Genomic DNA, 20979 nt, shown 5'->3' with positions numbered 1-20979 from the left:
AATCAGGCACGACTCATCCTCCCGAGCAGGCCCATGATGCCGCCGCGCGCGAACACCACGATCAGCAGCAGCACCGGACCCAGGATCAGCCCCGAATATTCGGTGACCTGCGACAGCAGTTCCTCGAGCAGGAGATAGACGATCGCGCCGATCACAGGGCCAAACAGCGAACCCATGCCGCCGAGGATCACCATCACCATCAGATCGCCGGAGCGGGTCCAGTACATCACGGCAGGGCTGACGAAATCGGTGTTGTTGGCGAGCAGTGCGCCGGCGAGGCCGCAGATGGTGCCGGCAATGACGAAGCAGACCAGCCGGTAGCGGTTGGCGTGGAAGCCGATCGCCTGCATGCGCTGCTCGTTGGAGCGGACGCCCTGCACCACCAGGCCGAAGCGCGAATTGACGATGCGCCAGATCAGATAGAGCCCGCCGAACAGGCAGGCGAGGCAGAGGTAATAGAATTGCGAGCGGTTCGAGAGGTTGATCAGCCCGGCAAAATCGCTGCGCTTGTAGACGGTGAGGCCGTCGTCACCGCCGTAACGCGACAGGCCGGAGGTGACGTAATAGGCCATCTGCGCAAAGGCCAGCGTGATCATGATGAAGTAGACGCCGCGGGTGCGCAGACTGAGCGCGCCAATGACCAGGGCGAACAGCGCGGAAACCGCGAGCGCCACCGGCCACTGGATGAAGCCGGAGCCGATGCCCTCGGCGGCGAGGATGCCGACCGCATAGCCGCCAACGCCGAGATAGGCGGCGTGACCAAAACTCATCATGCCGCCATAGCCCATGATCAGGTTCAGGCTCGCGGCGGCCAGTGCGTAGATCACGATGCGGGTGAACAGCGTGAGAATGAAGATATTGCCTGTGACAGCCGAATAGACCGGCAGCAGGACCAGGGCGGCGCAGAGTAGCGCCGCGACTGAATTGGAGACGTTGAGCTTGGGCATCATCGCTTGGCGGCCGGAAACAGCCCCTCCGGCCGGACCACGAGGATGATCGCCATCAAAAGGTAGATCAGCATCGAGGACAGCGCGGGTGCGGCGGTCGAGGCCGCAGCCCCACTCAGCACCTTGCGCAGCAGATCCGGCAGGAAGGCACGGCCCATCGTATCGATGACGCCGACGAAGATCGCGGCCATGAACGCGCCGCGGATCGAGCCGATGCCGCCGATCACGATGATGACAAAGGCGAGGATCAGGATGTTCTCGCCCATGCCGATCTGCACGGTGAGGATCGGCGCCTGCATTAGTCCGGCAAGGCCGGCGAGCGCGGCGCCGAGACCGAACACCAGGGTGAACAGCAGCTTGATGTTGATGCCGAGCGCACCGATCATCTCGCGGTTGGAGGCGCCGGCGCGGATCAGCATGCCGACGCGGGTGCGCATCACGACCAGATAGAGCAGCGCGGCGACCGCCAGCGCGACCGCGATGATCATGAGCCGATAGGCCGGGTAGAACACGCCGGGGATGATCTCGACCGGCACGGTCAGCCAGACCGGCAGCGGCAGCGCGAGGCCGGCCGGGCCCCAGATCAGCCTGACAGCATCGTTGAAGAACAGGATCAGGCCGAAGGTCGCCAGCACCTGGTCGAGATGATCGCGGCCATAGAGATGCCGGAGCGCGACATATTCCAGCGCGATGCCGAGCAGCAGCGTGGCGCCGAGCGCCAACAGCGCGCCGAGCACGAAGCTGCCGGTCCACGCCACGAAGGTTGCCGCGAAATAGGCGCCCATCATGTAGAGCGAGCCATGCGCCAGATTGACGAAATCCATGATGCCGAACACCAGCGTCAGGCCGGCTGCGAGCAGGAACAGCAGCAGGCCGAACTGCAGGCCGTTCAGGAGTTGTTCGACGACGAGATACATGGACCCTTCATATCAGGCTGAAACAAAACAGCGGCATCTGCGCCGCCGCATTTACGGCTTGTTGATTATTCTCCCTCGCCCCGCTCTTGCGGGGCCGGGACGAGCATAGCTCGCCCTGAGAGGGTTGGGGTGACGGGCTGTCTCCACGAGTTCAGCTCGCGGATAGAGCCCCTCACCCAATCGCTTCGCGATTGACCTCTCCCCGCAAGAGCGGGGCGAGGTGAACAAAGCAAGCCGCACGCCAAAGGGCGCCCAAAAATCACTTCATCGAACACTTGTCGTGGAAGCGGTCCTGGTCGTCCTTGACGATGGTCGCGACCGTCTTCAGCGAGAGCGCACCGTCGGCGTCCTTGACCACGTCCTGCAAATAGAAGTTCTGGATCGGGATGTGGTTGCTGCCGTACTTGAAGGGACCACGCAGCGACTTGAAGTTGGCCTTCTCCATCTCGGCCTTCATCTCGTCCTTCTTGGTGAGATCGCCCTTCACCGCGACGACGGCGCTGTTGATGAGCTGGGCGGCGTCATAAGCCTGGGCGCCGTAATAGGTCGGGCGCAGGCCAGTGTACTTCTTGCGGTAGTCCTCGACGAACTTCTTGTTCTCGGCGTTCGGCAAATCGTTGACCCATTCCTGCGCGCCGGGGATGCCGATCGCGTTGTCCTTCTGCAGCGGCAGCGACAATTCGTCGACGGTGAACGCCGTGTAGAGCGGGATCTGCGCCTTGATGCCAGCCTGGGCATACTGGTTCAGGAACTGGACGCCCGCCGCGCCCGGATAGAACACGAAGATCGACTCGGCCTTGGAGTTGCGCGCTTTCGACAGCTCGGCGGAGAAGTCGAGCTGGCTCGGCCACACCGTGTATTCCTCGCCGACCACCTCACCCTTGAAGGTGCTCTTCAACCCGGCGAGCATGTCCTTACCGGCCGCGTAGTTCGGGCCGATCAGGAACACCGACTTGACGCCCTTCTGGTTCATGTAAAGGCCCATCGCGGCGGGCGTCTGGTCGTTCTGCCAGGAAGTCGAGAAGGTGTAGGGCGAGCACAGCTCGCCGGCGAGCTGCGACGGACCGGCGTTGGCCGAGATCAGGAAGGTCTTCGAGTCGGCCGCGGTCTTCAGCGACGCCAGCAGCACGTTCGACCAGATATAGCCGACGATGAAGTCGACCTTGTCGGACTGCACCAGCTTCTCGGTCTTCTGCTTGCCAACGTCGGGCTTCTGCTGGTCGTCCTCGTAGATCACCTCGACCGGCTTGCCGTCGATCTTGCGGCCCAGATGGTCGAGGGCGAGCTCGAAGGAATTGCGCATGTCGTTGCCGATCACGGCAGTCGGGCCGCTGAAGGTCGAGACAAACCCGATCTTGATGCTGTCAGCCGCCGTCGCGGGCTGCGCCAGCGCCAGAGCCGAAACCACGGCCATGGCGCTTGCCAGCCAAAATGCCTTTTTCATAGTCACTCCCCTCCTCAGCAAAGTCCCGCCAGCCCGCGAACCCGGCCTGGCTCCGCGCTTTGCGCGCGCCGTTCTCAGTGACGTGTTTTGTGCGCGATATCGCAAGTCTGCAGCAAGCATGAACCGACGCCCCGGCTTTAGAACCTTCGGCGCATACCCCAGCACCTTGCACCATAATTCGTCGAAACCGGCCGTGGCAAGAAATATAATGCCGGTTGCGAGGGCAACTATTGTCGCAGGCGTCTCCCCGAAAAACCCAAATCCCAAAACCCCAACCCAAACCCCCTCGGCGCACCGCAGCAGGATTTACGCATTCGGTAAAGCAACCGGAAACCACGCGCCCACACGCCGGCCAACGCTTCATGGTCTCGAAAGCACTGACGGGCGAAGCTTTGCCGAAAGGGAAGCGTGACATGTTGAGTTACCTGTTCGGCTTCAACGCCCGGATTGGCCGGCTGACCTTCGTAGTCGGCACCTTCGGGCTCGGCATCGGCTTCGCGCTGATCCTCGCGGCGATCATCGGCAGCTTGCCACGAAACCATGATGTGCTGCTGGCCCAGGCCGCGAACAGTCCGCAAGTCGTCATTGCCTTCTTTGCCCTGCTCGCCATCAACTTCATGCTGCAGTCGATGCGCATCCGCGACATCGGCTGGGATCCGGTCTGCGTGATGGTGGGATGGGTCGCCCTGGTCGTGATCGACTACGTCGTCGCCGGCAAATTCCCGGAATATGCGCTGACCTATCAGCACACCGGCACGGTGGTCGGCGCGCTCGTCAATACCGGGCTGACGCTCGCTTTGTTCTTCTGGCCGGGCGGGTATTCCGAAGACGCGCCGGCGCAGCCGCGCGGCCGTAGCGGGACAACCGATGGCGCCTGGCGCAAGAGCGACGCGCCGGCTCCAGCCGCCAATCGCATCGCGCGCGTCAGCAACGGCGAATTCGGCGGCCGGACGCGGTAGCGTTCCACTCACAACTGTCGTCCCGGCGAAGGCCGGGACCCATAACCACCGTTGCTGATTTCGCGAAGGCTGGAGCCACAGCGTCGCACAACAATTCGCATTTGTGGTTATGGGTCCCGGGTCAAGCCCGGGACGACGTGGGGTTGGTTTCGCGTTCCAACTTCAAACAGACCCTCCATCCACCACGCACTCCGCGCCATCGATGACATAAGCCGCGTGGCGAAAGTCCCTGATCGTTGCGACCTTGTCGGCGGACCAGTTCAGCAGCATGAAATATTTCGGCCGGTCCGGCTCATTCGGATCGAACACCAGGATCGCGGGACGTCCGTCGACCTGCCCGGCCACCAGGCGCCAGTCATCGATCTTCGAATAATTGCCGAAATAGGTCGACACTTCAGCCTTGCCGTTCAGCCTGGTGCGGTTGACGAGTTCGAGCCTGATGTCGTCGGCGATCATCGCCCTGATCGCGTCGAAGTCGCGGGCGTTGAAATGGCTGACATAGGCATTCAACCTGAGACGATCCGCGTCCGACAGCCCGGGCCGCGGCGCATCGTCAGGCTCGCGTGCGAATTCGCGCAGCTGCGTACGCCCGCGATGCAACGCGGCCTTCACCGCGGGCAGGCTGAAATCCATGATGCCGCAGACTTCCGCAAGCGAGCAGCCCAACACGTCCATCAGGATCACGCTGGAGCGCTGCGCCACCGGCAGGCGCATGAAGGTGCGCAGGCTGGTCGCGGCGATCTGGCGGCTTTCCACGTCGTCGAGCCGGTCGGCAATCATCTCCACCTCCTCAGCCGAACGCAGCGCCTCCAGCCGGTTGCGGCGACGCAGGAAATCAAGCGCGGTATTGTGCGCGATGCGGAACAGCCAGGCTTGCGGGTTCTGGATCGGCACAGCGGAAGCGAATGCTTCCACTGCCTTGATCAGCGCATCCTGCAGCACGTCCTCGCCGTCGATGACCGAGCCGACCATGCGCGCACAGTAGCGATGCAGTCTTGGCCGCGTCGCTGCCAGCAATGCGTCGATATCGGTCGCCGCCGGCGGATCAGGAGGTGATGTCATCGTTCCTCGCCCGGTCTGTTCAGGCCTCATCCAGCATCCGATAATTGCCGACGATACCGACCGCCCGGACCAGCGGCGGCTCGACGCAACGGTCGCGAATGCCGTCCTGGAACACCTGAAACGCCTTGAGCTTCGGGATCGGGCTCGAGCCGTCCTCGGTCGCAGCCTCGACGAAGTGCAGGAACGTATCATCTTCCAGGCGCAGCGTCAGGTAACGCACGCCGTCCGGCTTTGCCGCGTTCAGCTCGGCAAACACCGCCGCCACAAGCTCGGCATTCCGGTCCGCGATCTCCGGCCGGGTTTTATACCTGATCAGGGTCCGTCGCATGGGTCTCTCCTTGGGAACAAAAGGTTGTCGTCCCCCCAAGGACGTTTGCCGGCCGCCAAAGGATGCGGCCCGACAAAGATATTTTCGCGGCCGCATCCTCTGGCTCTCCCGCCTCGTCTTGCCGGCAAAGCGCGCCGCAACAGGGTGGCGCGACAAGGGAGACCAACCATGCAGACCCCCGACAATCGCGCCGAACAGCGCTGGGTGCTCGGCATCACCGCACTTGCATCCTTCATGATGGCGCTGGACACCATGATCATCACGACGGCATTCGCGACCATCCGCGCCGAGCTCAGTAGCTCGCTGCAAACGCTGCAATGGACCGTCAACGCCTTCAACCTGACTTTTGCCGTGCTGCTGCTGACCGGCGCGGCGCTCGGCGACCGCTTCGGGCGCCGCAGCATGTTCGCGGCCGGGATCGCCCTGTTCGTGATGGCTTCCGCGGCCTGCGCACTGGCCGGCAACGCCGCAGCGCTGATCGCCGCCCGCGCGTTGCAGGGCGCCGGCGCGGCGCTGGTGATGCCGCTGGCGATGGCGATCCTGAGCAGCGCCTTCGGCCGCGAGGAGCGCGCCCGCGCACTCGGCATTTTCAGCGGCATCACCGGATGCGCGCTGATCATCGGCCCCGCGATCGGCGGCTTCATCACCGAGCATCTCGGCTGGCGCTGGATCTTCTGGATCAACCTGCCGATCGGCCTGGTCGCGATCGCGCTGGTGCGGGCGCGCTTGCGCGAAAGCTTCGGCCCGGCCGCACCGCTCGATATCACCGGGTTGTTGCTCGTCGCCCTCGCCGCGCTGGCGCTGGTCTGGAGCCTGTTGCGCGGCAACGCCGTCGGATGGGCGAGCGCAGAAGTGATCGGCACGCTGATCGCCGGCGTCGCCTTCGCGGCCGGCTTCGTGCCGTGGGAGCTGCGCGCCGCAGCACCAATGGTGCCGCTGCGGCTGTTCGCGTCGAGGCCATTTGCGTCCGGCATGGCCGCGAGCGTGCTGTTCTATGCCGCGATGTATGGTGTGCTGTTCCTGCTGCCGCAGTTCCTGCAGATCACGCTCGGCTTCGACGCGCTCGGTGCCGGACTTCGGCTGTTGCCCTGGACCGCGACACTGTTCGTCACCGCACCGATCGCCGGCGCCGTCGTCAACCGGTTCGGCGAACGGACGCTGGTCGTGACCGGCCTGCTGATGCAGGCGATCGGGCTCGGCTGGATCGCCGAGATCGTGAGTCCCTCGGTGCCCTACTCCGCGTTGGTCGTGCCGCTGGTGCTCGCCGGGGTCGGCGTGTCGATGGCGATGCCGGCGGCGCAGAATGCCGTCCTCGGTTCAGTGCCGGTCACCGAAATGGGCAAGGCGTCGGGCATCTTCAACATGGGCCGCTTCCTTGGCGGGATGTTCGGTGTCGCGGCGCTGGTGGCGAGCTTCTCGGCCAATGGCGCGGCCGACTCCGCCATTCATTTCACCAGCGGATTTGCCGCGGCGATGAGCCTTGCGGCGATACTATCGTTCGCAGGCGCGATCGCGGGATTGTTCTTGCCGACGCGACGCCGCGCGGCCGTTGCAACCGTGCCGCAGGATGCGTGACGATAGCGCTTTGCTATCGTCCGATCGGGTAATTCGTCTTGGAATATTCGTCTTGGAATGGACGCGCGAATGACTACATAATCAGGCGACGAAGCCATTCGAAACCGAGGGCGACATCGCATGACGCAAGCACCGGCCAAACCCCATCGCGTGGTGATCGTCGGCGCCGGCTTCGGCGGGCTCGAGGCCGCATTCGGGCTGTCAGGCGCGCCGGTCGAGATCACCCTGATCGACCGTCGCAACCACCATCTGTTTCAGCCTCTGCTCTACCAGGTCGCGACCGCGTCGCTCGCGACCAGCGAGATCGCCTGGCCGATCCGCTACCTCCTGCGCGACCGCCCCGATGTGACCACCTTGTTTGCCAATGCCTGCGGCGTCGATGCAGCCGGCAAGCACGTGCTGGTCGATGACGGCGACAGCATTCCCTATGACACGCTGATCCTCGCCACCGGCGCACGCCATGCCTATTTCGGTCATGACGAATGGGAGCCGTTCGCACCCGGGCTGAAGACGCTGGAGGACGCCACCACATTGCGCCGGCGCATCCTCGTCGCCTTCGAGCGCGCCGAGCGCGAGACCGATCCGGAGATCCGCGCGGCACTGTTGACCTTCGTCGTAATCGGCGCCGGCCCAACCGGCGTCGAGATGGCCGGCACCATCGCCGACCTCGCCAATGACACGCTGCCGCGCGACTTCCGCCACATCGACACCCGCAAGGCGCGCGTCGTGCTGATCGAGGCCGGCCCGCGCGTGCTCGCCGGCTTTCCCGACGATCTCTCCGCCTATGCGCAGCGCTCGCTGCAAAGCCTCGGTATCGAGGTGATGCTGGGCGAGCCCGTCACCGAATGCTCGGCCGACGGCGTGGTCTATGGCGGCAAGCGGTTGGAGGCTCGCACCATCGTCTGGGCCGCCGGCGTCCAGGCCTCGCGCGCGGCCGAATGGCTGAACGCGCCGGCCGATCGCGCCCAGCGGCTGCAGGTCGAGCCCGATCTCACCGTGCCCGGCCATCCCGATATCTTCGCAGTCGGCGACACCGTCACGATCAAGGATTCCGACGGCAATCCGGTGCCTGGCATCGCGCCGGCGGCGAAGCAGGAGGGACGTTATGTGGCAGCCCAGATCAAGGCGCGGCTCAAGGGCGAAACCCTGCCGCCATTCCGCTACAAGCATGCCGGCAGCCTCGCGCAGATCGGCAAGCGGCTCGCGGTGATCGACTTCGGCAAGTTCAAGCTGCGCGGCACCATCGCCTGGTGGATCTGGGGCATCGCCCACATCTACTTCCTGATCGGCCTGCGCAACCGCCTCAGCGTCGCGCTGAGCTGGATGTGGATCCACGCCCGCAACCAGCGCGCCGCCCGGCTGATCACGCAAGGCAGCAGCAAGGTGGACAAGTAGAGGCGCCGACGGCGATACGGGAATTCAGTCTGCGTCATTGCGAGGAGCGATAGCGACGAAGCAATCCATCCTCCGCGTATGCGGCACGATGGATTGCTTCGCTTCGCTCGCAATGACGGGATAGGTTGTAACTCAATCTCGACCACCCACCATTGTGTACCGCCGCTTCGCGTGAAATACTTGCCCTAGCAACAATCTTCCCTGGGAGGGAACAATGCAGATCGACACGCGCGCCATCGCGCTGGCGGCTTCGCTTGTCACGCTGATGTCATTCTCTGGCGATGCCGTGGCATCGGAAATGGTCGGCGATCCCGCGGCGACCTGCAGCGGCCTGGCCGGCCCGGCCGACGGCGCCGTCACAATCGATAGCGCTACATCACAGGCGCCAACGCCGCTCACTGTGACGGAGAAGTCGGCGACGCCGGCGGGACGCATCGTCCCGGCCAATCCCGCCTTCTGCAAGGTGCTCGGGCATATCGCCGCGACCGATTCCGCAGCGCCGCCGATCAAGTTCGAGGTCAATTTGCCGGTCGAGTGGAACGGCCGCTCGCTGCAATATGGCGGCGGCGGATTCAACGGCGTGCTGATCACCGGCCTCTCGCTGCCGCCGGCCTATCCGTTCGGCAAGGCCGCGCCGCTGGCGCTCGGCTTTACGACCTACGGGACGGACTCCGGCCATGAGTCCAAGCCCGGCGAGCCGCCGCAACTGTTCGCGCTCAACGACGAGGCGTTCGAGAATTTTTCGCACAAGGCCTACAAGAAGGTCCGCGATGCGGCGCGCGCGCTGATGGTGCGCGCCTACGGCAATCCGCCGGCCAAGATGTATTTCATGGGATCGTCGGAAGGCGGCCGCGAGGCGCTGACCATGGCGCAACGTTACCCCCAGGATTTCGACGGCATTTTGGCGCGCGTGCCCGTGATCAATTGGGTCGGCCTGCAGCATGCCGGCACCCGGTCGGGCGTCGCAACGATCGGCGACGGCTGGATCCGCCCCGCGCAGGTGAAGCTTGTCGCCGATGCGGTGCTGAAGGCCTGCGACAAGGATGACGGCTCCGACGACGCCCTGGTGCAGAATCCGGTCGGCTGCAAAGCGCAGTTCAAACCGGAGACGCTGCGCTGCGCCGCGGGCCAGAGCGGCGATGACTGCCTGACCGACAAGCAAATCGCGGCGATCAATACGCTGCATTCGCCCTACAAGTTCTCCTTCACGATGGCCAACGGGCTCGACGACTATCCGGGCTGGGGCGTCTCCGGGGAGAACACGCCGGCCTTCGGCCCGACCGGCGGCTGGCTCGCGTGGTGGCTCGGCACCTCGGCACCGGCGCAGCCGCCGGCTCCGACCAATGGCATCGCCTGGATCTATGGCGCCGGCGGGATTCAGTATGTGTTCGCGCGTGATCCAAAGCTCGATGTCACGACCTACAAGCCGGAGGACCACAAGGAACGCGTGCTGCAGGTGTCGCAGCTGATGGATTCGACCGATCCGGACCTCAGCCGCTTCCGTGCCCACGGCGGCAAGCTGGTGATCCTCGAACACATGGCCGACTACGCGCAAAGCCCCTATGCCGGCATCCGCTATTTCGAAAACGTCGAGAAGACGCTCGGCAAGGACAAGACGGCAGAGTTCGCGCGGCTCTACACCGCGCCCGGCGTCGACCATGTCGGCTCCGGCGCGCCGGCCAATGTCGACATGCTCGCGGTGCTGGTCGACTGGGTCGAGAACGGCAAGGCGCCCGGCGATCTCGAAGTCGTCGAGCAGAAAGTCGCGGCGCCGGACTTCGCCCCGCTGCGCGCACTGCCGCTGTGCCGCTGGCCGGCCTGGCCGCATTACAAGGCGGGACCGGTGACAGGCGCGGCGAGTTTCACTTGCGCGCCTTGAGCGCGAGTAGTCGCCACGACCTCGGTCCGCCTCTCCCCTTGTGGGAGAGGCCGGATCGCATGAAGCGAAGCGGAATGCGATCCGGGTGAGGGGTTGCGGTCTCTCCGAGCAGATCAGAGGGCGGGCAAGAGCTCGATAGCGCCGTGCCCACCATTCATCCAATGCGTCGTCCTTCAAATTCTACAGATACAAATTCTGGCCGTGAGGAGTAAGATTTCGGTGACGTCTGTAGCGACATGACACCGACGGTGTCTGGATCGGATTGGGGAGAGCATGCCGCAAGGGTTTGTCTATGTACTAGTTTCACCAAATAGCGATTACATAAAGATTGGCCGCACCGAGCGGCCTATCAGTGAACGCCTCCGAGGGATAAATGGAGGTGAGGCATACGCCCCTCACGGCCCTTGGGAATTGTCCGACTTCGTCCATGTGACAGACTGCACAGCCGTGGAGAGCGCGCTTCATCGGCATTTTCGCACCCGCAACGTGGAAGTTGAAGGAACACGGGAGCTGTCTAGTGTGGCTCCGCACGAAGCCAGAGAGCGACTGCGTTCGATCAGTCAGCCACTCCGCGTCGACCCAGAGAGAACGGATCAGCTCTTTAACAATCCCGACGTCAGATTATTTCTCTTCCGTCTCTTTCAGCTCTCGGGACTGTACGGCAACCTCGATATCCAGGGAGCATGGACCTTAAGCGTTCTCCCACAGACAAACGGAGGACGCTGGTTCACGCTGAACATTGGATCTCATGAAGTTGCGTTTAGTACTCGAGCACCAATCGACGGGAAGTTCTCGCATTACCTCGTGCTCGACCGTCTAATTCTGGAGTACCCAAAAACAATCATGTGGCTCGGCCAACATGGCGGAGACGTTCGCGATGCCGACTACAAAGCCGCCGAAAGAGCAGTGAGCGTTAGCTTCGATGAGGACTTTGCAAGAGCGGAACGCTTCTTTTCGCGCGACGGAGTTCGCCGCGCCATGGTAGCCTACTGGGCCGACGCTTTAGCTGATTTGCGCGAGAGGAATGCAAAGAGCGTCTATGCAAGGTATCATTCCTACGATGCGGTGTCGCAGTTGCTCCAATACAAGCGGGACAGGGATAAGGTTGTAAACTCCTAGTATCAGCCCGACTCAAGGTCGTACGAAAGCGCTGAATGACCGCCGAGGTATTGGCAACTGACTCCCGTTCCTCGCCGAGCGCGGACTGGATTGCTCTAACCTCAGTGCAACCGACACACGGTGTTCCGCCTCTCCCCTTGTGGGAGAGGCCGGATGGCATGACGCGAAGCGGAATGCGATCCGGGTGAGGGATTGCGGTCTATCCAAGCACGACGCCGTATGGAGAGATACCCCTCACCCCAGCCCTCTCCCACAAGGGGAGAGGGGGCGCAGCGACATGCGCAGCTATAGACTCACTTCACCAGCGAGCATCCGCCATCCGCGAGCGGGCGGAACGCCTGATCCGCCGGGATGGTCGCGATCAGTTTGTAATAGTCGTACGGGTACTTCGACTCCTCCGGCTTTTTCACCTCGAACAGATACATCGGATGGATGACGCGGCCGTCCTGGCGGATGGTGACGTCGCCGAACAGTTTGTCGGCCCCCTTGAAGGTCTTCAGCTGCGGCACCACGACCTTGGCATCGTCGCTGCCGGTGGCGGCGACAGCGTTGAGATAGGCTAGCGTGGAAGCATAGACGCCGGCCTGGTTGCCGCTCGGCATCTTGCCGTTCATGCCGGGTCGCGCGGCGAAGCGCTTGGCAAACGCACGCGTGTCGTCGTTCATGTCCCAGTAGAACGCCTCGAGCAGTTGCAGGCCCTGCGCGACCTTCAGGCCCATGCCGTGGACGTCGTTGACGAACAGCAGGAACGCCACCAGGGTCTGGCCGCCCTGCTGGATGCCGAACTCGGTGGCCTGCTTCACCGTGTTGATGGTGTCGCCGCCGGCGTTGGCGAGCCCGATCACTTTTGCTTTCGAGTTCTGCGCCTGCAGCAGGAAAGAAGCGAAGTCGGAGGTGCCGAGCGGATGCTTGCTGGAGCCAAGCACCTTGCCGCCGTGCTTCTCGATGTAGTTGGTCGCTTCAGCCTCGATGCCCTTGCCGAGCGCGTAGTCCACCGTAACCAAATACCAGTCCTTGCCGCCGCGCTGCATCATCGCCGCCGCCGTGGTGTTGCCGGTCGCCCAGGCGTCGTTGACCCACTGGATGGTGTTCGGCGAGCAGGCCTTGCCGGTGAGATCGGAGCTTGCGGTCGAGGACGCCAGGAACGTCATCCTGGAATCGCGCAGGAGGGAGTTGATGGCGAGCCCGACGGCCGAGTTCGGCACGTCGACGATGGCATCGACGCCGTCGACATCGAGCCATTTGCGCGCGATCGCGGAGCCGACGTCGGCCTTGTTCTGGTGATCGGCATAAACGATCTCGACCTTGATGCCTTTGCCGCCGCCGTTGAAATCCTCCGCGGCCATCCGTGCGGCCTCGACCGAGCCCAGGCCGTTGGTGTCCTGGAAGATGCCGGAGATGTCGTTGAGCACGCCGACCCGCACCACCTCGCCGGATATCTGCGCATGCGCCACGCCGGCCGCGCAGGACAGTGCCAATACAAGACCAACCCCAAAGCCCCTCATCGTATCCCCTCTCTTGTGTTGTCTCTCGGCCAGCCTGTTGCCGGCATCAGGTTTGTTGGTCAGGCCGGCGTGATCTCGATTGGCAGGCTGCTGAGCCCGCGCAGCGTATTGTTGAAGAGGCGCCTTGGCTCGCCGGTGATTTCGATCTTGGCGACGCGCCGCGCCAGCGCCGCCATCATCACCTCGCCTTCGAGGCGTGCAACGAGTTGGCCGACACACATGTGGATGCCCGAGCCGTAGCCGACATGGCCGGAGGTGCGGCGGGTGATGTCGTAAGTATCGGGCTGGTCCCAACGGCGCGGATCGCGGTTGGCGGCGGCGAGGAACATCAAGACTTTCTCGCCTTCGGGGATCGTGACGCCGCCGAGTTCGACGTCGCTTGTGGTGGTGCGGAAGAAGGTCTGGACCGGGCTTTCGAACCGCACGGCTTCCTCGAAGGCGTTGCGCGCCAGCGTCGGGTCACCGCGCAGCTTCTGGAATTGGTCGGGGAAGCGCGCCAGGCAATAGACGGCGGCGCCGATCCCGTTGACGGTGGTATCGAGACCCGCCGACAGCAGCGAGCGCACCAGCAGCGGCGCCTCGGTCGCGGTGATGGCGCCGGTATCGACGTGGGCGTGGATGCAGGCGCCGATGCCATCAGGGGTGAGATTGTCGCGCTGACACTGCTCTGCAATATAGGCTTGGTGCGGCGCCGAACGCTCGATCGCCTCCTTGCGGAGCTGGTTCGGCGGGCCGAAGGCGTTGAACACCAGGCTCGCGTAAGGCAGCAGATGCTCGCGGCCCTCCGGCCTCAGGCCCAGCGCATCCGGAAAGATCGACAGCGGATAGGCCTCGGCGAGCTCCTCGATCGCGTCGAAACTGCGCTTCTCGAGCAGAGCATCGACGCGCGCCTCGGCGGCGACGGCAAAGCGCCCGCGCAGCTGCTTCAGCACGGTCGCCGACAGGACGGTACTCAGCACCGCGCGGGTGCGGCCATGGGCGGGCGGGTCGGCCTCCAGGATCAGGCTCGGCGGCCGCCACGGCGTCTCCTTGGCGAAGTCGCTCAATCCGACGCCGCGGCTGGAGCAGAAGGTCGCGGGATCGTTCAGCACCGCATGGACCTCGGCGTAGCGGGCCACACCGTAGACGTTCCATTTGTCGAGATAGACCACGGGACCGGCTTCGCGTAGCCGCTCATGGGTCGGGAACGGGTCGGCAAAGAAATCCATCGCAAAGGGGTCGACGTCGAGATGCGGGACGGACGTGCCGGATACTGTCATCGAGACCTCCCGAGGTTTGATCTTGTCAAGACGGGCCGCATATCTATTGCTCCCGAGCCATTTCACAGCGATGATTTGAGAGATGAGTACGCCCCTCCCCCGAAAGCCACGCCGGCCCAGACCGGCCGATCCCGCAGATGCCGCCAGCGGCCTGCTGCTCGACCTCGATCGCTATGTGCCGGCGTTCATCACCTTCATCGGCAACAAGCTGTCGAACAGCGCCACCGCCTTTTACCAGAAGAATTTCGGCGTCAACGTCACCGAATGGCGGATCATATCGCAGCTCGCGATCGAGCCCGGCATTCCGGCCTCGCGGATCTGCCACGTCATCGGCTTCGACAAGGGGCCGGTCAGCCGCAACCTCGCGGCGCTGCAAAAGCGCGGCCTGCTGGCGATCCGCACTGCACCCGACGACGGCCGCACCCATTCGATCACGCTGACCGCGCGCGGCCGCGCCGTCCACGACAGGGTCATTGTCGCCGCGCTGGAGCGCGAGCGGCGGCTGCTGTCCTGCCTGAAAAAGGACGAGCGCGAGGTGCTGATCGACCTGCTGCGCCGGCTGCACGAGAATCTCGGCGCCGTGACCGGGCAAAGCACGAGCTGACGGCAGCGCCCCGGCGCCGGCGCCCATCCGCGTTGCTCGCATTGCGCAGCAATCCATTGTTCCTCCCGACAGGCGAGCCGTTGGCCGGCTCATCCCTTCACTTTCCAAAAACGCTCGCATAAATTAGTTGCCTTAGCAACAAATAAAACGGCTGACGGCTGCGGCGACGGTCGCGCTCAGCCGCCGATCATGTCAGGATGGCTGCCGCGATGCAGCGCCTCGACGAGCTCGGCGCGGCGCTCGCGGATCAGCCGCGCATTCAACGACCCCTTCTCGGTGATTTCCCCGGAATCGAAACTCGGCGGCTGTCGCATGATGATGGCGCGCGCGACGCATTGCGACGCGCCGGTCACGCCCTGGTTAAGACGAAGCAGCGCCGCGGCTAGTCTGCCGCGATAGGCGGGGTCGTCGGGATCGTGGCCGGCGGCGCATAACAGCAACAACCCGACGTCGTCGCGATCGGCGCCGGTCACCACGACGTCATTGATCAGGCCCGCCATCGCGGCGTGCGCGCGCAGCCGGATCGCGGCGGCATCGACCCAGGTTCCGGTCAAAAGCTTGAAATCTTCCGTCGTCCGCCCATCGAACATCACACCCTGCGTGGCATCGTCGGGATCGGCGAGGATGACGGCGTCGCCGGTGCGGAAATATCCCTCCTCGTCGAACGCCGCCGCGGTGGCCTCGGGCGCGTTCCAGTAACCGTTCATCACGTTCGGTCCGCGCACGCGCGCCTCGAGCTTGCCCTGGTGCGGCACCAGTTTCAGCGCGAGTCCCGGCATCGGAATCCCGATATTGCCCGGCGCCAGCACGGCGCGGTTGATCATGGTGATCGACGGCGCGGTTTCGGTGAGCCCCCAGCTCGTGGTCATCGGAATGACGCGGCCGCTGGCGCGCTGTCCGATCGTCACCAGATCCCGCCACAGCGGCGCCGGCAGGCTGGCGCCGGCGTAGAACATCAGCGCGAGATCGCCGAAGAAGCTTTGCCGAACCTCGGCATCGCTCTCGAGCACCGCAAGCAGCAGCTCGTAGCCTCTCGGAACATTCCAGTACAGTGTCGGCCTGACCTCGCGGAGATTGCGGATCGTCCGCGCAAACTCGCCGGGTATCGGCTTGCCGTCGTCGATGTAGAGCGTGCCGCCATAGCGGAGCACGGTGTTGAAGCTGAACGAGCCGCCGAACACATGGCTCCAGGGCAGCCAATCGAGGATGACAGGCGTGTGATCGCGCAGGAACGGCCACATCACGGCGATCTGCGATTGCGACGTGCACATCATCCGGTGCGTGGTCGGTACGCCCTTGGGCATGCCGGTCGAGCCCGAGGTGAAGAGAATTTTTGCAACCGTTTGCGATGGCAGCTCGCGGGCGCGATGCGACACCGCCACATCGGCCGGATCGACCAGCAGCGACTGCAGCGCCAGCGCGCCGGCGACCTCCGCGTGTCCCTCGCCCAGCACGATCGCGCGGCCCTTCATCTCGTCGATTGCCAATGCGCGCGCGAACGGCGCCGCCTCGGCTGCAAAGACCATTCCGGGATCGAGACTCCGCAGGATCGCACGGAGCTTGCCGAAATCGCCGCTCATGGTGGAATAGGCGACCGACAGCGGCGCATAGGGAATGCCGGCCATCATTGCGCCGAGCGCGACCAGCTGGTGCGCAATGCTGTTGCCGGAGAGGATCAGGATCGGACGGGACGGCCCCAGCTCTCGCGCCGCAAAGGCTGTCGCGAGCCGCGTTGCCGCCTGATGGGCTTCGCCATAGCTGATGGTCCGCCAGGCGCTGCCATCTGCGGTTCGTTCCGCGAGAAAGGTCTGGTCCGGGCGCGCCTCCGCCCATTCGCGGAGATAATTGTGCAGCAGCGCATCCGTCGGCGCGAACGGCACCTCGGTGCGAAGCACAAGGGCGCCGTCGGGACGCCGCTCGACACTGACATCGGCATCGAGAAAGCTGAGCTCGAGGGCCGGCTGTACCACCGCGGGGTCTGGCATGACGGAGCCTCCGATCGGACTGCAGCACACGCTGCCTATTTCAGCAACGGACAGCCGCCATCCTTTTCGGGCCGGAACGCGTCCTCGCCGGACACCGTGGCCACGACTTTCAGCAGGTCCCATTTCGACTGCGATTCCTCGGGCTTCTTGACCTCGAGCAAATAGAGCGGATGGATCTTGCGGCCGTCGGCGCGGATGTAACCTTTTCCGAACAGCGGGTCGTCGGTCGGGAGCGCCTTCATCGCCGCGACCACGGCACGACCGTCACCGGCGCCGCCGACCTTGTCGACGGCCTTGAGGTAGTGAATGACCGACGCATAGACGCCGGCCTGCATGTCGTTCGGATAATTGTTCTGCGGGTGGCGCGCGGCAAAGCGCTTGGCGAAGCTGCGCGTACCTTCGTTCAGATCCCAGTAGAACGGGTTCATGATCTGCGCGCCCTGCGCCGCCTTCAGCGTCAGGGCCGGCAGCCCATTCATGCCGAGGATCAGGCCGACCAGCTTCTGCTTCGCGGTCAGGCCGAATTCGGCCGCCTGCTTCATCGAGGTGATGGTGTCGTCGCCGGCATTGGCGATGCCGATGACGTCGGCGCCGGACGCCTGGGCCTGCAGCAGGAAGGATGCGTAGTCGGCGGTTCCGAGCGGATGGCGGACCGCGCCGACCACCTCGCCGCCGGCGGCCTTGACCGCTTCCATCGCCTGCTTTTCGAGGTCGTGGCCGAACGCATAATCGGCCGTGAGGAAGAACCATTTCTTGCCGCCTTGCGCGACCACGGCGCGGCCGAGGCCGCGGCCATAAGCATAGGTGTCGTAGGTCCAGTGCACGGTGTTCGGTGTGCATTTTTCGCCGGTCAGCAGCGCCGTGCCGGCGCCCGAACCGACGAACACCTTGTTCTTCTGCTCGCTCATGGCGGCAACCGCGAGCGCGATCGCCGAGTTCGGCAGGTCGAAGATCGCATCGACATTTTCGTTTTCGTACCAGCGCCGCGCGATACCGACACCGATATCGGGCTTGTTCTGGTGATCGGCGGCAACAACCTCGACCGGCTTGCCGGCGGCCTTGCCGCCAAAATCCTCGACCGCCATCTGCGCGGCGATCACCGAGCCGATGCCCTGATAGGTCGAGAACACGCCGGACTGATCGTTCAGGACACCGATGCGGACCTTGTCCTGCGCCTCTGCGCCGGATGCGAGCAACAAGCCGGCCACGGCGAGCAGTGGCCGTATCGCGCATCGCGAAAAAACATGGCCCATCCGGACCTCCTAGCGTTACAACCCGATCGGCAATCTTCATGCTGCCGAAATTACTTATATAATATAAGCATTTTTGGCGATGTCAATTCGGTTCGGGAATCACGCGCCCATGCACAAGCGAACGAGCCCTCCCGCGAACAAGTCGCTTGCTGACGACGTCGCGAACGGACACTCGAAACGGCCGCTCGATATGACGGCGCTGCAGCAGACGCCGGGCTTCATGATCCGCATGCTGCAGATCCAGATCTTCGAGGAGTTCTTTCCGCACTTCGCAGAGACCGGCTTCTCGCCCGCCGAACATTCGGTCATGATCACGGTCCGCGACAATCCCTCCGTCACCCAGAGCGAGGTCGCGAACGCGCTGCGCATCCAGTTGCCCAATCTCGTGAAGATACTGGCGAAGCTGGAAGGCAAGGACCTCATCAAGCGAAAGCGGTCGGATCGCGACAAGCGCGCCGTCGAACTGGTGCTGACGGCCCGCGGCACGCAGGCGGCCGCGCGCGCCTGGGCGCTCGCTCAGGAGTTCAACCGATTGACCCTGGCGCCGCTCGGCAACAAGGATGGCCGGCAGTTCCTGCAGATGCTGAGCCGACTGGTCCGTGCGCGCAGCGCGGGAGCGGATTAGCGGCAAGGCGATGCGCCGGTTCGCCGGGCTCGGATGACACTGCTCATGAAATAGGCAAACAAGCCACGACGGATCTGCCCGACCGACCCGTGCGGCTTGCGTATGGTTGTCTTAAACAACTGACATCGTGCGACAATCTGCTTGGTGGCACCCGGTGGCCAAATGTACACAATGGCACATCGCTTGCTTCGATCAGGCTGCAATTCCTTCGCGCAGGGCGCCGCCCGCCTTGCCGCTCAATGGACGGGACCAACTCACGTGACTGAAACCGTCGCTGCAATCGTCGCTGCGCACCGCGCCGGCACCATGACGCCGGCACAAACCGTGGCGCGCAGCTACCAGCGCATCCGCGAGCACAACGATCCCGCCATCTTCATCAGCCTGCGCGACGAAAACGACGCCATCGCCGAGGCCGAGCGGCTCGCGACGAAAGACCCGGTGCAACTGCCGCTCCATGGCGTGCCGGTCGCGGTGAAGGACAATATCGACGTCAAGGGCCTGCCGACCACCGCCGCCTGCCCGGCCTTCTCCTATCTGCCGGTGCACGATTCCACGGCGGTTGCGAAACTGCGCGAGGCCGGCGCCATCATCATCGGCAAGACCAATCTCGACCAGTTCGCCACCGGGCTGGTCGGCGTGCGCTCGCCCTACGGCATTCCCAAAAATCCGCTGCGCGGCGATCTCATTCCGGGCGGCTCGAGTTCGGGCTCGGCGGTCGCGGTCTCCGCCGGCCTGGTGCCGCTCGCGCTCGGCACCGATACCGCCGGCAGCGGCCGCGTGCCGGCGATGCTCAACAACATCGTCGGCCTGAAGCCGAGCCTCGGGCTGATCTCGACCGCGGGCCTGGTGCCGGCGTGCCGCACGCTCGACTGCATCTCGGTGTTCTCGCTCACGGTCGATGATGCGATGGCCGCGCTTGCCGTGATGGCGGGCCCCGACGGTGCCGATCCGTTCTCGCGCAACCGGCCGCTGGGCGACCTCGCGGCGTTTCCAACGCAACCGAAGCTCGGCATTCCCCGTAACGGCCAGCTGATCTTCTTCGGCGACCGCGCGTCGGAGAAGGCCTATGGCGAGGCGCTGAAGCGATGGGAAGCGCTCGGCGCAACGCTGGTCGAATTCGACCTCGAGCCGTTCTACGAGACCGCGCGGCTGCTCTACGAAGGCCCGTGGGTCGCCGAACGTTATCTGGTGATCCGTAACCTGCTGGCGTCATCGCCCGACGCCATTCATCCCGTGACCCGCGAGATCACCGCGGCCGGCGCGCGGCTGTCAGCGGCGGACACGTTTTCCGCGCTGTACCGCCTGCAGGCGCTCCGCGCCAGCACCGCACGCGCCTTCGCGCAGCTCGACGCGGTCGTGCTGCCGACGGCGCCGACGATCTATTCGACCGCGCAGGTGCTGGCCAATCCGGTCGAGCTCAATTCGCGGCTCGGCACCTACACCAATTTCGTCAATCTGCTCGATCTCTGCGGGCTGGCGCTGCCGTCAGCGATGCGGCCCGACGGCGCGCCGTTCGGCATTACGCTGCTGGCGCCGGCCGGCCGCGACGCCGATCTTGCCAGCATCGGCCGCGCCTTCCACGCCGACACGAAGCTGCCGATCGGAGCCAAGTCGCTGCCGCAGCCGCCACTCGCCGCGATACCGGTGGCGATGCCTGATGAGATTCCGATCGCGGTGGTCGGCGCTCATCTCTCCGGCATGGCGCTGAACGGCGAATTGACCGCGCTCGACGCGCAGCTAGTCGAAGAGGCCGTCACTGCGCCGGATTACAAGCTCTATGCGCTCGACACCACGCCGCCGAAGCCCGGCATGCTGCGCGTCGAGGCCGGCACGGGCACCGCGATCAAGCTCGAACTCTGGGCGATGTCACCGGCCGCATTTGGAACATTCGTCGCCGCAATCCCGCCGCCGATGTCGATCGGCACGGTCCGGCTTGCGGATGGGCGCGAGGTGAAGGGCTTTCTCGTTGAGCCCGCCGCAATCAACGGCGCCAGGGATATCTCCGCGCATGGCGGCTGGCGCGCGTTCATGGCGGAGAAGGCCTCCTAGTCGTCATTCCGGGGCGCGCGAAGCGCGAGCCCGGAATCCATCCCACCAAGGCGACGGTCTCAGGGAAAGCCCGC

Annotated in this window: 17 protein-coding genes; 8 read left to right on the top strand and 9 right to left on the bottom strand. The window is 64.5% G+C overall.

What is annotated here, in order from left to right:
• Positions 1 to 2 precede the first annotated feature (2 nt).
• From UP09_RS25630 to UP09_RS25620, 3 genes are all read right to left on the bottom strand, one after another.
• Positions 3 to 950, bottom strand: coding sequence for a branched-chain amino acid ABC transporter permease (locus tag UP09_RS25630; protein ID WP_197082737.1), 948 nt, complete (start codon positions 948 to 950; stop codon positions 3 to 5).
• A complete protein-coding gene (locus UP09_RS25625; RefSeq protein ID WP_044541054.1) occupies positions 947 to 1864 on the bottom strand; it encodes a branched-chain amino acid ABC transporter permease in 918 nt (305 codons plus the stop codon). The genes UP09_RS25630 and UP09_RS25625 overlap by 4 nt, the downstream gene beginning before the upstream one ends.
• A 259-nt stretch (positions 1865 to 2123) precedes the next feature.
• A complete protein-coding gene (locus tag UP09_RS25620) occupies positions 2124 to 3308 on the bottom strand; it encodes an ABC transporter substrate-binding protein (RefSeq protein ID WP_044541053.1) in 1185 nt (394 codons plus the stop codon).
• 413 nt (positions 3309 to 3721) lie between these two features.
• Here UP09_RS25620 and UP09_RS25615 point away from each other — a divergent pair, with 413 nt between their 5' ends.
• Positions 3722 to 4267 (top strand): hypothetical protein, encoded by a 546-nt coding sequence (locus tag UP09_RS25615; RefSeq protein WP_044541228.1) that lies wholly within the window; start codon positions 3722 to 3724, stop codon positions 4265 to 4267.
• Between the two features lie 162 nt (positions 4268 to 4429).
• On the opposite strand, the gene UP09_RS25610 is transcribed toward UP09_RS25615, so the two are convergent.
• Both UP09_RS25610 and UP09_RS25605 read right to left on the bottom strand, forming a co-directional pair.
• Positions 4430 to 5329 (bottom strand): sigma-70 family RNA polymerase sigma factor, encoded by a 900-nt coding sequence (locus UP09_RS25610; RefSeq protein WP_044541052.1) that lies wholly within the window; start codon positions 5327 to 5329, stop codon positions 4430 to 4432.
• A 19-nt stretch (positions 5330 to 5348) separates the two neighbouring features.
• A complete protein-coding gene (locus UP09_RS25605; RefSeq protein WP_044541051.1) occupies positions 5349 to 5657 on the bottom strand; it encodes a hypothetical protein in 309 nt (102 codons plus the stop codon).
• A gap of 168 nt (positions 5658 to 5825) precedes the next feature.
• Between UP09_RS25605 and UP09_RS25600 the strand changes: the two genes are divergently transcribed.
• The 4 genes from UP09_RS25600 to UP09_RS25585 all read left to right on the top strand — a co-directional run bounded on the left by UP09_RS25600 (position 5826) and on the right by UP09_RS25585 (position 11625).
• The gene (locus tag UP09_RS25600) at positions 5826 to 7232 is read left to right on the top strand and encodes a DHA2 family efflux MFS transporter permease subunit (protein WP_044541050.1); all 1407 of its coding nucleotides are present in this window, start codon (positions 5826 to 5828) and stop codon (positions 7230 to 7232) included.
• A gap of 120 nt (positions 7233 to 7352) precedes the next feature.
• On the top strand, positions 7353 to 8627 hold the full coding sequence (locus UP09_RS25595) for an NAD(P)/FAD-dependent oxidoreductase (RefSeq protein WP_044541049.1): 1275 nt from the start codon (positions 7353 to 7355) through the stop codon (positions 8625 to 8627).
• A gap of 265 nt (positions 8628 to 8892) precedes the next feature.
• A complete protein-coding gene (locus UP09_RS25590) occupies positions 8893 to 10506 on the top strand; it encodes a tannase/feruloyl esterase family alpha/beta hydrolase (protein WP_044541227.1) in 1614 nt (537 codons plus the stop codon).
• A 273-nt stretch (positions 10507 to 10779) separates the two neighbouring features.
• Positions 10780 to 11625, top strand: a complete 846-nt coding sequence (locus UP09_RS25585; RefSeq protein ID WP_082070276.1) for a GIY-YIG nuclease family protein — start codon at positions 10780 to 10782, stop codon at positions 11623 to 11625.
• 293 nt (positions 11626 to 11918) lie between these two features.
• Here UP09_RS25585 and UP09_RS25580 read toward each other — a convergent pair whose 3' ends face one another.
• Together UP09_RS25580 and UP09_RS25575 are read right to left on the bottom strand one after the other, a co-directional pair.
• Positions 11919 to 13130 (bottom strand): ABC transporter substrate-binding protein, encoded by a 1212-nt coding sequence (locus UP09_RS25580; protein WP_044541048.1) that lies wholly within the window; start codon positions 13128 to 13130, stop codon positions 11919 to 11921.
• 59 nt (positions 13131 to 13189) lie between these two features.
• The gene (locus UP09_RS25575; protein WP_044541047.1) at positions 13190 to 14389 is read right to left on the bottom strand and encodes a cytochrome P450; all 1200 of its coding nucleotides are present in this window, start codon (positions 14387 to 14389) and stop codon (positions 13190 to 13192) included.
• 82 nt (positions 14390 to 14471) lie between these two features.
• On the opposite strand from UP09_RS25575, the gene UP09_RS25570 reads away from it, so the two are divergent.
• The gene (locus UP09_RS25570) at positions 14472 to 14993 is read left to right on the top strand and encodes a MarR family winged helix-turn-helix transcriptional regulator (protein WP_044541046.1); all 522 of its coding nucleotides are present in this window, start codon (positions 14472 to 14474) and stop codon (positions 14991 to 14993) included.
• Positions 14994 to 15169: 176 nt separating this feature from the next.
• Here the strand turns inward: UP09_RS25570 and UP09_RS25565 are convergent, their stop codons facing one another.
• Together UP09_RS25565 and UP09_RS25560 are read right to left on the bottom strand one after the other, a co-directional pair.
• Positions 15170 to 16978 (bottom strand): feruloyl-CoA synthase, encoded by a 1809-nt coding sequence (locus tag UP09_RS25565; RefSeq protein ID WP_052833206.1) that lies wholly within the window; start codon positions 16976 to 16978, stop codon positions 15170 to 15172.
• Between the two features lie 35 nt (positions 16979 to 17013).
• Positions 17014 to 18231 (bottom strand): ABC transporter substrate-binding protein, encoded by a 1218-nt coding sequence (locus UP09_RS25560; protein WP_044541045.1) that lies wholly within the window; start codon positions 18229 to 18231, stop codon positions 17014 to 17016.
• 109 nt (positions 18232 to 18340) lie between these two features.
• Here UP09_RS25560 and UP09_RS25555 point away from each other — a divergent pair, with 109 nt between their 5' ends.
• Positions 18341 to 18856, top strand: coding sequence for a MarR family winged helix-turn-helix transcriptional regulator (locus UP09_RS25555; protein WP_052833205.1), 516 nt, complete (start codon positions 18341 to 18343; stop codon positions 18854 to 18856).
• Between the two features lie 258 nt (positions 18857 to 19114).
• A complete protein-coding gene (gene atzF, locus UP09_RS25550) occupies positions 19115 to 20905 on the top strand; it encodes an allophanate hydrolase (protein WP_044541044.1) in 1791 nt (596 codons plus the stop codon).
• Positions 20906 to 20979 lie beyond the last annotated feature (74 nt).

The organism is Bradyrhizobium sp. LTSP885 (assembly GCF_000938305.1).
GTDB lineage: Bacteria > Pseudomonadota > Alphaproteobacteria > Rhizobiales > Xanthobacteraceae > Bradyrhizobium.
This window is presented reverse-complemented; position numbering and strand designations above follow the sequence as displayed.